Annotated in this window: 16 protein-coding genes; 5 read left to right on the top strand and 11 right to left on the bottom strand. The window is 37.7% G+C overall.

The window, feature by feature from the left end:
* The first annotated feature begins 2 nt into the window (after positions 1-2).
* Positions 3-1,922 carry a lipase family alpha/beta hydrolase gene (locus tag EHS11_RS03540; protein WP_135763039.1) on the top strand — a complete coding sequence of 640 codons (1,920 nt, stop codon included), beginning with the start codon at positions 3-5 and terminating at the stop codon, positions 1,920-1,922.
* Between the two features lie 6 nt (positions 1,923-1,928).
* Here EHS11_RS03540 and EHS11_RS03535 read toward each other — a convergent pair whose 3' ends face one another.
* The 6 genes from EHS11_RS03535 to EHS11_RS03510 form a co-directional block, all read right to left on the bottom strand.
* Positions 1,929-2,345: a type II toxin-antitoxin system VapC family toxin gene (locus EHS11_RS03535; protein WP_135763038.1), complete on the bottom strand. Its 417-nt coding sequence runs from the start codon at positions 2,343-2,345 to the stop codon at positions 1,929-1,931.
* A complete protein-coding gene (locus tag EHS11_RS03530; RefSeq protein WP_135763037.1) occupies positions 2,323-2,583 on the bottom strand; it encodes a ribbon-helix-helix domain-containing protein in 261 nt (86 codons plus the stop codon). The genes EHS11_RS03535 and EHS11_RS03530 overlap by 23 nt, the downstream gene beginning before the upstream one ends.
* 45 nt (positions 2,584-2,628) lie before the next feature.
* Positions 2,629-3,915 carry an adenylate/guanylate cyclase domain-containing protein gene (locus EHS11_RS03525; RefSeq protein WP_135763036.1) on the bottom strand — a complete coding sequence of 429 codons (1,287 nt, stop codon included), beginning with the start codon at positions 3,913-3,915 and terminating at the stop codon, positions 2,629-2,631.
* Between the two features lie 12 nt (positions 3,916-3,927).
* On the bottom strand, positions 3,928-4,473 hold the full coding sequence (locus EHS11_RS03520) for a helix-turn-helix domain-containing protein (RefSeq protein WP_135763035.1): 546 nt from the start codon (positions 4,471-4,473) through the stop codon (positions 3,928-3,930).
* 479 nt (positions 4,474-4,952) lie between these two features.
* Positions 4,953-5,501 (bottom strand): DUF3102 domain-containing protein, encoded by a 549-nt coding sequence (locus EHS11_RS03515; RefSeq protein ID WP_167884336.1) that lies wholly within the window; start codon positions 5,499-5,501, stop codon positions 4,953-4,955.
* Positions 5,498-6,211 (bottom strand): ParA family protein, encoded by a 714-nt coding sequence (locus tag EHS11_RS03510; RefSeq protein WP_135763033.1) that lies wholly within the window; start codon positions 6,209-6,211, stop codon positions 5,498-5,500. The genes EHS11_RS03515 and EHS11_RS03510 overlap by 4 nt, the downstream gene beginning before the upstream one ends.
* A 479-nt stretch (positions 6,212-6,690) precedes the next feature.
* Here EHS11_RS03510 and EHS11_RS03505 point away from each other — a divergent pair, with 479 nt between their 5' ends.
* Positions 6,691-7,323 (top strand): helix-turn-helix domain-containing protein, encoded by a 633-nt coding sequence (locus tag EHS11_RS03505; RefSeq protein ID WP_167884335.1) that lies wholly within the window; start codon positions 6,691-6,693, stop codon positions 7,321-7,323.
* A 22-nt stretch (positions 7,324-7,345) separates the two neighbouring features.
* On the opposite strand, the gene EHS11_RS03500 is transcribed toward EHS11_RS03505, so the two are convergent.
* Positions 7,346-7,945 (bottom strand): TetR/AcrR family transcriptional regulator, encoded by a 600-nt coding sequence (locus EHS11_RS03500; protein WP_135763031.1) that lies wholly within the window; start codon positions 7,943-7,945, stop codon positions 7,346-7,348.
* 110 nt (positions 7,946-8,055) lie between these two features.
* Here EHS11_RS03500 and EHS11_RS03495 point away from each other — a divergent pair, with 110 nt between their 5' ends.
* On the top strand, positions 8,056-8,526 hold the full coding sequence (locus EHS11_RS03495) for a PaaI family thioesterase (protein ID WP_135763030.1): 471 nt from the start codon (positions 8,056-8,058) through the stop codon (positions 8,524-8,526).
* Here the strand turns inward: EHS11_RS03495 and EHS11_RS03490 are convergent.
* From EHS11_RS03490 to EHS11_RS03480, 3 genes are all read right to left on the bottom strand, one after another.
* Positions 8,523-8,837, bottom strand: a complete 315-nt coding sequence (locus tag EHS11_RS03490) for a hypothetical protein (RefSeq protein ID WP_135763029.1) — start codon at positions 8,835-8,837, stop codon at positions 8,523-8,525. The two genes, EHS11_RS03495 and EHS11_RS03490, sit on opposite strands and share 4 nt — an antisense overlap.
* Complete coding sequence (locus tag EHS11_RS03485; RefSeq protein WP_135763028.1) at positions 8,834-10,438, bottom strand: ArnT family glycosyltransferase; 1,605 nt, start codon at positions 10,436-10,438, stop codon at positions 8,834-8,836. Before EHS11_RS03485 ends, EHS11_RS03490 begins: the two co-directional genes overlap by 4 nt.
* 108 nt (positions 10,439-10,546) lie before the next feature.
* Entirely contained in the window at positions 10,547-11,179 is a 633-nt protein-coding gene (locus EHS11_RS03480; protein ID WP_246047572.1) for a TetR/AcrR family transcriptional regulator, read from the bottom strand.
* Positions 11,180-11,216: 37 nt separating this feature from the next.
* Between EHS11_RS03480 and EHS11_RS03475 the strand changes: the two genes are divergently transcribed.
* Both EHS11_RS03475 and ppnP read left to right on the top strand, forming a co-directional pair.
* Entirely contained in the window at positions 11,217-11,888 is a 672-nt protein-coding gene (locus EHS11_RS03475) for a TetR/AcrR family transcriptional regulator (protein WP_135763027.1), read from the top strand.
* Positions 11,889-12,044: 156 nt separating this feature from the next.
* Complete coding sequence (gene ppnP / locus EHS11_RS03470) at positions 12,045-12,356, top strand: pyrimidine/purine nucleoside phosphorylase (protein WP_135763026.1); 312 nt, start codon at positions 12,045-12,047, stop codon at positions 12,354-12,356.
* Between the two features lie 105 nt (positions 12,357-12,461).
* Here the strand turns inward: ppnP and EHS11_RS03465 are convergent, their stop codons facing one another.
* Complete coding sequence (locus EHS11_RS03465; protein ID WP_135763025.1) at positions 12,462-12,929, bottom strand: AraC family transcriptional regulator; 468 nt, start codon at positions 12,927-12,929, stop codon at positions 12,462-12,464.
* Positions 12,930-13,122: the final 193 nt, after the last annotated feature.

Genomic DNA, 13,122 nt, shown 5'->3' with positions numbered 1-13,122 from the left:
GAATGTCTTATCCGATTTTTTTCTTTCTTAGCCTTTTAGTAATATTCAATTCCTGTTCTTCGAGCCTTACCATTTCCAAATGGAAGAATGACGAACAATATAGAACCATCTCCAATCATACTCTGATATCGGGCGAATTATCCTATACTGCGATTCAATATCTAGTGGAAAAAGAGGAATGGGAAGATTTCCAATCGGAACCGAACTTAGTCATTCAAGACCTGCAACTGGAGTATCAAAAAACAAAACTTCAAAAATTAGCTTTGATCATTGCCGAATTATCCTATCATCTCTCTCAAAAAGAAAAAGATTATAATCTTCTGTCTTTGCAGTACAATGGAACAGCATTCTATTATTCCTACGCCTATTTGTTTTTCTCACATCAGACCGGCTCTCCCCAATTTCTGCCGGATTACCGACGAGCATGTGATTACTACAATAGATCCCTTTCCAATATCGTAAATTCCCTGCGAATCAGAAAATTAAGCACTGATATCGATTTTTTGGAAATCCCTATGATCCAAGGCAACATATATGTAGAATGGAAGAAACCAACGCTCAATTATTTTCCTAAAAATTTTGAAAATGTTCACAGCACTTACGATTACAGAATAGGAGGACTTTCCACCTATCAGAGTGAATACGGTCTCGGTGTTCCCATTGTTCTTACTTCCAAAAATAAAGATACTTTGGAAGTTACAGAATTAAAAAACATATATGAGGATGCCGTTCCTGCAACTTTGTTTATCGAAATCACTCCAGACAAAAAAGAGACCCAGTCTCCCGAGTCCATTCCTGATTTTCACGCTAAAGCAAATGTATTTGATAGTTTAAAGATCAATACCATCACTGTAGAAAATCATTCTGTTCCTTTGGAAACGGATTTTTCCACTCCTTTCGCTCTTTTGATGCATGATAGAGAAAAAGTAAGCGGAATCGCAGCAACTTTAAATGCACAAGTATTGGACCAAGACCAAGGGCTTTACATGTTGGAAGCATATCAAAAGGACAAAATCCCTGTCGTATTTGTTCACGGTCTGTTTTCTTCCCCTTACACTTGGATTGATATGATCAATTATCTTTATGGAATCCCGGAGGTTCGGGAAAAATACCAATTTTGGATCTACTGGTATCCGACAGGCAATCCTATTTATTATTCAAGCTATCGTTTTAAGGAAACGCTTCTCGCCATACAGAAAAAATACAACCCGACAAAAACAAATTCCAATTTCAAAGAAATGGTAATCGTCTCACATAGCATGGGAGGACTGGTATCAAAACTAACAGCACTTAGCATCAATGAGATGGAATGGCTCCAATCGATCATTGTAAATGTAAAGGATCTGGAAAAATTGAAAAAAGAAGATCGTGAATTGTTAAAAAACATGCTTCATTTCGAGCCCTTGGAGTTTACCAAAAAATTTATCTTTATCGCAGTTCCACACGGAGGCTCCAAGCTTGCGGAAAAATGGTGGGCAAAAATATTTAATAGTTTCATCCGGTTTCCGGAAAAAGCTTGGGGAGGGTTCCAAAGAATTCTGAACGATCTGACTTACAAGCTATCCCTTTCCGAAATTCAAACCCGATCCATTCCTACAGGAGTAGAATCCCTTCGTCCGGACAGCACGTTTATCTCTGTTACACGAAACAAAAAATTTCCAAATGATGCTTCCTTTCACTCCATCCATGGAGTTTCCGAAAACCTCCCTCTTCTCTCCAGAAAAAAAGTATTGTATATGTTCGATCGAACGGAATGGGAAAGTTCTCTAGGTTGGTCCGACTCGGTTGTAGATTATAAGAGTTCTTTTTTAGAAGGCGCGAAAAGCAATCTGGTATTAAAGGGAAATCATTCCATTCACAGAAATCCGTTGGCAATTCAGGAAGTAATTCGAATTTTAAAGGAACACGGCAATCATCGCTAAAGATAATTAACCATTAAAAAGATTATTAAGAAATTTTCCTTTTAACGTTTTATAAATGGAAAAATCGGAATCGATACTGATGATTTTTTGAATGCCTTCTCTTTCCGCAACACACATAAGGGAAGCATCTGCCAGATCCATTGGAAGATCGGAATATTTTTGCATTCTTTCTTTTATATATTTTAAATCGGCAACATTCAATTCTTGAACGTCTATACTTCCCCTTTCAATCCATTCCAAAAAATCTGTCTGTGCATTTACTGAAAAAGAAAGCAGATAAACTACTTCCGTAACTACAGGCCATGTCGTAATCAGTCTGCCTTTAAAGGATTTGAAAAGTTTAAAAACCGGTTTATGAAATGAATCGGAAGAATTGAATAAAGCGATGATAGGCCCGGAATCAATTAGAACGTCGTTTTTCATTTTTACGTTTAATCATGTCTTTTAAAGAATCTTTTCTGTTTTTGGCCAAGTTCCGATCATCTGCAGAATATTTGCCGAATAGATCCTGCCCCAGATCGAAAGGAGTTTTTTCAGAGCTGTGATTTTTAATATATTCAAGAATCGAATCTTTAATGATCTCCGATCGGTTTTTACCTTTTGATTTTGCAAGAGAATCCAACTTTCTCTCTAATTCCTGGGGAATCCTTAAACTGATCATAAATCAAATGTATTACAAATTTGTATTACGGTCAATCGAATTATTCTACCCGATTGTATAGATCTTGACCGGAGCAGCTTTACCCTTGACCTGGGTTTCTCCCAAAAATCGAAATTCATTCTTCCGATCTCCCATCAAAAAAAATACATCTTCAGAAACCAAAATCTCAGTCTGAAATTGTTTGTTTAATTGTTCAATACGGGAAGCAAGATTTACAACATCACCTATGATCGTGTATTCCTTTCTCTCTTTAGAACCCACATTCCCGGTAACCGCCTCACCACAATGAAGCCCAATTCCAATTCCAGTCTCGGGAAGAGTTCCCTCTTTTATCAATGTGTGGATGACAGACCGAATTTCCATTGCAGCGCTAAAACCGTTTTCCACATCTTTCCCCGTGGAAACAGGAGCTCCGAATACAGCCATAAACCCATCACCTAAAAATTTATTGATAATTCCTCCGTTTCGATTCACCGCTTCTATGGTATGTGAAAATACAATATTTAAAAATTGAATCAATTGGTTGGGAGTTTGAGTTTCTGAAAATTGAGTGAAGTTGCGGATATCAAAAAACATCATACATACGTGTTTGAGCTCACCTTCCCAATCCTCTTTTTGGGCTAACAGCTGATTGACGACTTGAGGTGAAACATGCTGTCCGAACAATGCGCGGATCTGATTTTTATCGATTTCACTTTGGAACGACTTTATAAATGCTCTTTTGATCTGTCTTGTTACAAATGCCGCAACGAGCCCTGAGCCAAACAAAATTCCGGACTTCCCAAGATAAAATACCTGTGCGTCCATTTTTTCAATGGCAGATGCATAAATATTGAAAGTCTGAAAATACAGAAAAAGAAGCAGATACTGAACGGAAGCAACGGTCCCGGAGAAAATAGCCATCCGTTCTTCCAAGCGCAAAGTAGCGAGTATGATAAAGAAAAAGTAAGCATAACTCGGAGGAGTATTCAACGACTCTACTGAATAATTATAATAACTACCTAAAAACAAAATAGCAATTGTAGGGATCGTAGATTCATAAAAAGCAGTCCCGTAACGAACCCACCTGTTTAGTTTTCTTTCAGCGCGGATGGAATGGAGAAAATAGTATCTGAGTCCCAAACCATATAAAATATTAAATAAAAAATATCCTGCCGGAATCCAAACGGGAAACCCGGTCGACTCCAAATAATTGAACAAAATAGGAAACAAAAAAGGCAAAATCAGAAATGATAAAGATCCTACAAAAAAAATAACGAGGAGAGCGGTTGCGCGCCTTACTTCCGACTGCAAAATCTCCAGTGAAAAAGAATCTTCAAAATCGTTTTTCATCTTTGTTCCTTTTTATCCCCTATTACTCAGTATCGATTCTAAAATTACAGTCATTCTCTTGGAAAGGCCGTCTCGTAATTTCCATGATCCGTTTTCCGTCAGGCTCAAGTTATCAAATATCATTTTTCTTGTACTGGGGGAAAAGCGGGATATTTGGTTTTCCAGTGAAATTACGGGTCCGGATTCTTTTTCTTTTATATATTTTTTTGTACTATTCTTATTTAAGAATATAGGAGATGGATTTTTTTCCCAGTCTGCCTTGGATGTTTTTACAAATCTTTCTTGGCTTCCGGTCTCGGACTCCCCTACTCCCACAGGAATCATAACCCTTTTCCTACCATCAAAAGATACGGTTTGTAAAAATCCTTTTTTCCGAAGCACACTCAGATTTTTAGCAACCGTATTTACCTCAATTCCAAGAAGTTCCGCCAAATAAAAATTCGAAGCGAAACATCCTTTGTTTCTATGCAATGATTCGATCTCTGCCAAAAGTATTTTTGCAGTCATGGGCAATTCCAAATCCTGGACCCAAACAGGTAATCTTAAGGTTCGTTTCATCCTACCCTACCTTTTTTAAAACGCTATAGCTACCGCCAAGAGACAGGATTCCAATCAATCCAAACCTCTTTCGCAAAACACTGGAAGGATAAACCTACGGTCTTGCATTTAGCAGGAGGCAAAAGCGTCCAAACAGGCTAGCATCTAACAGATATTAGCCTTCTTCCGATTCGGCGAATGTGAGACTGCCGAAGTCAAATTCTTTGAATTTAACCCTTCCTATGCTAAGCACAGGGGGATATTCTGTCAAGTCTAATGTGACATAATTTTCAGATAGTCCGCCGGATGGGTAGGTAGACAAAGGAAAGGGAAATTCCGAACGTTAATGATAATCAAAACAAGGTGGAAGGAAAATGCTCTAGAAGAGGTCTCACTCTCTCCTAGAGCTTTGGGAAGAAGGCCTGATCCTTATTCAGGATAGGTAATTACAAAATTATCTCTTATACAAAGAAAGTACAAGCATTTTTAGAATCGTATTGTTAATTTTTCTTAAGCTCGGAAAGATCCTTTTGCAGATTCGTTATCTTTCTTTTTTCCAAACTCAGTTTTTTTTCGATCAGATTCTGGAGGGATTGTCTTTCCGAATTTGTAAGTCTGCGCTTTGTAGTTTTCCATTCTTTATATACAATGGCGACATTAACTGTTTTGTCAGGATTGATTTCTTTTTCAACTTTGTTCTCGGACAAAAGAGCAAGTGCCTCTCTCAAATGTTGCACCCGTGCAACATTTAAACGATCCCTATTTTCATATAGTTTCATATATCGGGAAGCCGTAAATCGGGATATGGTAAGATTTGATTCGATCCAAGGTAAAAAATCGCCGTGTTTTAGTTCTGCCTTTTTAGCGTTTAAAAGATCACCGATGATAATCGCAGTCTTCACCATATTTTTTGCGGAAGTTTCGATCGACTCCTGCAAACGATTGATTTTTTCCGCAGTATCATCCTTTGCAACAAGATTATCTTTCGTTTGATTTGTATCAAGGCCCGTTCTTGCGGCAAAAATCGAACTGCGTTTTTTGTCTTTCATATCACTTCCTTTGCCAAAGAGTCGAACTGAATCCATGCATTCGAAGACTCTTTCAAAGCAGTTCCGAGAATGATCGCATTTTCCAAAGCTTCGCTTTTTAAAATATGAGTCTTGGTCAAAGGGATCTCATCCACATCGCTCAGGGCTTCCGATTTTTTAGCAGTCACCATGGAAGGAACACCGAGAAGTTTGATTTTTTTGCCCGCTTTTTTTTGTTTCAATACTTGATTTTCCAAAAGCTGATATCCGTGAACCGTCCATCGATTATAAGAAATCGGGCAAAGGATTAGATCCGAAACATAAATGGACGCCTGCAATTCATAAGTAAGAGATGGGGGAGTATCAATCAGTATCAAATCATACTTCAATGATTTTAAATCGGATTCGAAACGAATTACAGATCCGAAATCATTCATTAATTCGCTCCCGACCATAGCGAGCTCAGGCGTAGCAGGCACACAATCGATATCAAAACCGGTTTTAAATATGCAATCCGATAGTTCCTTTCTGCCGGTAAGACCATGGTAAATATTTCTGGATTGAAGCTCTTTAATGTCCACATCCCTTAAAAAAAAGTCGGTGAGATTATTGTTCGGATCGATATCACAGACGAGAATTTTTTTGCGCTTGCGAATTGCCTGTCCCAGGAATGCTGCAATGGTAGTTTTTCCAACGCCGCCTTTCAAAGAGGCAATGGTAATTATTTTCATAAAGAAAGAATTAATATTTGGTTATAAGCGGTAAACCAATTCTCTTTTTTTAGAAATCGTTTGGAAAAAAATATACAATCGGATAAAAAATTCTTGTACTTTAAAGAAGAAGATGCATATTGAATTTGTACGTTCCTCACGGAATCTCGCAAACCAAGGAGAGATGTCGGAGTCTCTCCTTGGACTTTTCCCTTCAAAAAATAGAAATATCCCCTTCTATCAAAATCTGCAAAAAAGAGACATAATTTTTTATTTGACAGGTACCCCAGGGGGTTATTGTACCAGTTATTCTAAAGTGACATAATCCCTTCTCCGACAATAAGGGGTCACGCGAGATTTCGGTTCCAACCGAAAAGACAGATTTATATAAAAATGTTCGTTCCAAAATATAGAGTAGGGGACGAGACCGAAGGTTTGTTTTGAAGATTTGGAATTAACTCGCCATGGAATTTTAGAAAATAAAAACCCAGGTGATGATTATGCAAGGAACGTACATCCGCATCCCTACCTACTTCATGGGAGACAAAAGGATCCTACCAAAAGAGAGAGCTAGACTCATGGCAGTCTACGGAAGTTTATGGAGTTTTTCCGGATCGGGAAATCAATGTTACCCAAGTATCGGCAACTCACAACTAGATGAAGGTGAGACCATTTGCAAAAGATCAGGATTTGGAAAAAACACAGTCATCAAAGCAAAGAAAAAACTAATTGCTCTCGGTTATATTTCGGTAAAGAGAAACGGTCAGGGAAAAAATGATACCTACACTCTATACGAAATACCAAACCTTGGCTCTGATTCCCAAATAACGGAATTCAGAAAAGAGGAAACAGTTCAAACAAAGGTAAAGAATGTACACATTCAGAATTCCCCACAATTACGGGAGAAATCCAAAACTCCCATCCATGCACAAAACTTTCCTTATATAAAAGAAAGTAAAAAAGATAATTTAAAAGAGAAGTGGTTAAGATCGATCCAAAGGTTTCCTAAAAATACTCAAGACCAAATTATGACTTTTTTGAACTTCACGGGTGACTCCGTTTCCATACGAGAGGGAAGCCCTCTTCGTTACAAACGATTACTGGAATCACTCAGCCATTCTTTGGTCTTATAAAAGTATAAATTGTATGAAATCTTTAAGGACTAGAATCAATCGCTTGGTTCAAAATATCTTCTGCCAAACTCAATACGGATTTGTTCAGAGAGCTTGCTTCCGATTTAGGGAAATCGGTTTCGATCAATAAATTCGAATAACCATGGACTAAAGACCAAGCCATAATCGCATATTCCCGATGATTGGTGTTTTTGTTTTTAGATTCCAAATAGGTTTTGCAAGAACCCAGTAAAACTGAGTAAGAACGAATTTTAGATCTTTTTAACTCCTGGGATGGATTTACCGTTTTTGTTTGAAACATCAGTCTGTAATAGTTTGGGTTGACCAAAGCAAATTTGATATAAGCAAGTCCGAGTAGGACAAATCCCTTTTTCGGATTAGAGGCTTGGTCGAATGCTTTCTTTTGGCTTCTCGCAAGCCGATCGAAACCGTAACTTGCCATGACTTCAAGCAATTCGTCCTTGTCTTTAAAATGACGATAGATGGCAGTATGTGAAACTCCTGCCATATCGGCAACAGTACGGAGGCTAATTTCCTGAGGTTTTTTCTTTTGTAATAATTTATGACAAGACTTGAAAATACTGTTTCTTAAATCTCCATGGTGATAATTCGCTTTTTTCACTCAAGATACTTAAATATACAAGTTACCAATGGCAACATATTTTTAAAAGCCGAATAGAAAGTATTTGTCGGCAATGTTACTATTGGTAACTTGTAAAAAAGGGTATTAAGATGTCCGAAAATCAAGACGTTGGAAAAATTTTAAGAGAGATTAGTGACGGTTTCAGCACCGCCGGTAGAAAGATTACTGTTCCTCCTCCAGCCTTTATCGATATGGATGGGAAAATGGAATCATATGTTAAAAACAAAAGTATCCTTGTCTCCTTTCCTGTAAAAGAAAATCAAACCAACCCGATGGGAATGATGCAAGGGGGGTACATTGCTGCTGCATTTGACAATGCGTTCGGTCCTCTTAGTTATTTGGTGGCTAAAAAGCCTACTACAACGATCGATATGAATATTCAATACATTCGCGGAGTGGAAACGAAGCAAACCGTTGTCGTTGAAGCAAAGATAGAAGCAAAAGGTTTTTCCACCATCCATATGACGGCGGAGATGCGAACTGAAAAAGGAAAACTTTTGGCGACTGCAACTACCAACCTGCTGATATTAAAAATACCGACAGGCGTTGCTGAAGCTTAAAACAGCAAGCCTAGTTTGTCTTGAAAACATTTTGTAGAAGCATCGCACGAAAAAGGTTGGATGAGTCCGCATTCCTCTATCAGTTTGAATTGTTTCGTACAAAATGTTTCACAGGATAACTTGATAATCATCTTGTCATTGGCTGAATTTCCGAGGCCTTGCACACAAGATGATATATCGTTGCAAAATTGAGGACATTGGTTTAAGGCCATGATCCCCCCTTTTCCACCGAAACTGCCTTCTTCACTTTTCAAGGTATTCCAAACGATTAAACTCGCCAGGATGATAATCAAATAAGCATTTTTTTTCATACAGACTTTCTCCTAAAAAATCGAACGGGATGTTTGAAACGAACCGATTTCGGGTCTTGAATTAATTCTAAAATTTCTTTTGTTTCGTATTCTCTATGGACTTGCCAAAAAAACCATTGGTGCGTCTGGTCATAGGTTGCCTCTGGCTCGAAAAAATCGGCAAAGATAAGAAGGGGAAAGTCCGCTTCTTCGCAAATGCTTTTTGCCGAACTGGGAGGAGAGTAGATTACATTTATTTTGGGCAGTCTGTTCGCCATCTCCATTGCTGCCCATGGGTTCTCGCTCACAACACAAAGTTTGTTGATTGAAGAATCCGTAAGAAAATCCTCTATTTTCGGATCTTGTAATGGCTGTAAGATGGAAAATGCGATCATCGGGACGATTGTGAGATTTATAATGAAAATTCCTTGCAGAGAATGTTTTTTCCAAAAGTAAACCATCAGACAGAGTATTGTTAAGCAGATGGCGAAAAGCGTTATATTCCAAAAATATAGATTTGCAAATAGAGCGAGAACGATAATCGTTCCTAAAAATAATTTGTTTGAAAGAGAGTTGATTTTTTCCAACCATTCCTCAGAATCGAAATAGATACTCGGAAGAAAAAACAAAACACTTAGAAATGGTAAAATGTAGTAGGGGTCTTTTCTGCTGGGCAATAGATGAAGCAAACTCAGCAAAAACAAAGAAATCAGCAAAGCACGGCCGGTTCTTTGTCTGGGAGAGTAGATTCTGGTTTTTACCATTTCTATTAACCCAAATAAAAAAGTTACTGTAAAAGGTAGCGAATACAATAACCATCCACCTAATATCCGTAAAGTTGACTGATTGGCAGCACTGAATTTTCCCATATTCTCTGCAACTAAGAAGAACTTAATAAGATCTTTTCCATTTTCGTTGAAAAAATACAAATAGAAAGTCCAGATTGCGGGAGCTAGTAGTGCGAATGAAAATCCTGGAATTAGTTTTATGTAAACTAGTAAGTTTGCAAATTCCAATTGAAATTTGCCTTTCCGATTTCTCAGAAAATCAACCAAAAAGAAACTCAATATTACGATGGCGCCATAGACAATAATGATAGGACCTTTGAGCAAGTATCCGATTCCTAGTATAAAGTTTGCTGCAAGAAAATAGGAGTAGTTCTTGCTGAAATCGTATTTTAAAAAAAGATAAATATAGAAGAGAAAGAAAAATACCATGGCTTCTTCCATCATTACCAGCCGCGAAAACTTCCAAGTTCCGAAAGAAAATACAAAGCTAATGGCCAAAATTAAACTCATCTTTCCGGAAGAGTGAAACATTTTGGATAAGAGATAAATTAAGGTCGCGGAACTTGCACCTAATGCCGCTGAAACTAATCTTTCGGCAAAAAAGCTAACTCCAAATAAGCGATCGGAAGCAATGCCTAGCCAAAACAATAGGGGAGGCTTGTAAGGATTTGGAAATCCGGAAACCTGCGGCAGAATCCAGTGACCGGACATTAGGCTCTCGCGGATTGTCCGAATGTGCATAATTTCATCGCCTTGTGGGAAAAAGGAAGAAGGGTCGCCGAGAGACGGCAAAAATGCAAAAAAGGAAACGACCCAGATAAAAAAAGTTATCATGAGGACCTCTTTGCTTAAAATTCAATAACTGACTAGTCAGTCAAGATTATTAAATTTAAAATTCAGGATTTTGGCGGGGAATAAAAGAATGGATTGGGGTTTTGTTTTTTATTTCCCTGTGTAGCGGGAGAGGAAGATTTCTACAATTTGGTGTTTTGGGTATACATCGTTGTCGGTACACTGGCTCATTATAAGGCCGTGGAAGAATGTTTTCACATATAACATTTCCAATTCGGGATCAGCGATTCCTAATTTTTTGAATCGATCTTTCATGGCCTCGTGGTAAGGAGCAAAACGTTTTTCTATGTTTTCAGTCATTTTCTTGGAAAGAATCAAAGAATTCGGCTGAAATTTGCAAATTGTGAGCAAAATCAAAGTTTTGCGTTCTTGTACTAAGAACTCAAGTGTCTTTTGAAACAATTCTCTTAAATAATCCACAGCTGCTTGATTTGTTGAAATCCCAGCGTTCAAAGCCTCCTGTTTGGAGAGATAATCGTTTAAGATAGACTCGAAAATTTGATTTTTGCTTTTAAAGTAATTATAAGCAAGGCCTTTGGAGACTTTCGCGTGTTTTGCGATCATTTCCATCGTGGTTGCAGAAAACCCGTTTTTGGAGAATAAGTGAATCGCAGAGTTTCGAATTCTCTCAATTGACTTCTCCCGAGCTATCTGCTTCTTGTTATCGACCTTTGTCATAATACCTTTTGCCACTTGAAAGATACGTTTCGTAAGTAATCGCATAAATCAAACACTTTTTAGACTGCTGGAATTGCTTAAAATGTTAGCATTTATTGCATTTTACACATTGACCGATGGGTTATCCCAAGATATGTTTATCGCTATGCCTAGAACTAAAGAACAAAATGAAGAACTTCGCAAAGAATCCATTCGCATTATTGAGAAAGCTGCACTCAATTTATTTTCTGAAAAAGGGTTTGAAGGGGCGTCCATCGCGGACATTGCAAAAAAAACCGGAGTTTCCAAAGCTTTGGTATTTCGTTACTTTCCAAAAAAAGAATCTCTTTTGGAATCCATCATCAAACGGGAGAGAGAGGCACTTTCTTCATTGATTGAATCCGTTCAATTTATTCAATCACCTCGCGAGAGATTCGTTAGATGGGTTGATTTTCTGTTTTCGCATTTATTTTCAAACTCAAAGGAAATGAAATTATTGTTTTCACTTTTTTTACATTGTGAATCTGCTGTCGGATTAAAAAAAATTTTGGCAAAAAATTGGTCATGCCTGGAGTCTCTTGTAATCCAAGAACAAAAAATTATCAAAGGTTATACCGGAAATGATGATGAGGATGAAGCGAATCTTTTCAGATACTTGGTGCAAGGAGTAATTATAGAATATTTGTTAGATGAAGACAGGGAACATTTGACTAGAGGTAAAAAACTGGTTTTAGGGGTCTTCGAAAATAAATTACAATCCAGGAAAAACATATGAGAGGGTTTTCTGTAAAAATGGAAAACTGAAAAAAGCAAAGTTTACCCTTCCGGGATTGTTCCGATTCAATTTTCAAAGTTTAAAAAAAAGATTTTTATTTGGAAAAGATCGGACGAACTGGTTAGTATAACTATTTTTCAGAACAAAAGGAAAACAATGGATCAATTTGAAAATGTCTCAGTCTTAAAAAAAGCTAACATCTATTATGAAGGTAAAGTTACGAGTAGAACGGTAGTCTTTCCTTCCGGAGAGAAAAAAACCTTAGGTATCATGATGCCCGGAGATTATGAATTCGGGACGGATGTAAAAGAAATCATGGAAATATTGGCAGGCGATTTGGAAGTGCTTTTGCCCGGATCCAAAGATTGGATTCATATTCAAGGAGAAGGGGTTTTTGAAATACCAGCTAAAGAAAAATTTAAACTAAAGGTAACAAAAGTAACGGATTATTGCTGTTCGTATATATAATGTTAAATTGTTTTCCGGTTCGGTAGTTTATATGAATTGATTGGAAAATCGGTTATATACTATAATTAACTTTTTACCGGAATATAGATACTAGTGATATTTTTTTTACTCTCCTCCGGTCGGATTCAAGTAGATTTCAAAAGGGGGAATATTTCTAACTCGGATTCTCTTTTCGGAGATATATTCTTGTAGCAAGAACTCATAAATCAAGGGGAGGTTTGTATAGTTTCCGACCTGCAGATACTTTCCTCCCGAGACGGTCCGCGTTCCCAATTTCTGCTTAGGAAAATGTTCTGCTCCTACGGTGGCTCCCAAATCAAAACGAATTTTATTTTCCGGAGAAATTGTCGGATCGCCCAATGATATTCCTACCCATTTATGGTCTTTGGAATCACTCCCGATTGAATTCAGAAAATGGATGATTATTTTTACTTCGATGGAATCCTGGATCGGCCCAGGCAAACTGGAGTAAGGTCCTATATGCCGTATATAGGCGATATTAAATTCGGAAATTTCCTTTATTCGAAATTCTCTTTCATCCGGTCCGGTAGGTTGGGATAGTTGTTGCGACATTCTTTTGTTAGAAGATTTTTTTTAAATCGATTCTATTTTTGCGCTAGCGATCGCAGTGGAAATCAATTACAGTGATTCATTCTTAAAACACGGAAATCATTTCTCGCGGTGACGTAGGCCAGGATGGCCGAAGTTTTTTCGTCGGAACAGGAGGTTCCGCGAAAAAGAGCGTGGAATGTTTTCCGTTTGATTG

The organism is Leptospira ilyithenensis, assembly GCF_004771005.1.
Taxonomy (GTDB): domain Bacteria; phylum Spirochaetota; class Leptospiria; order Leptospirales; family Leptospiraceae; genus Leptospira_A; species Leptospira_A ilyithenensis.
This window is presented reverse-complemented; position numbering and strand designations above follow the sequence as displayed.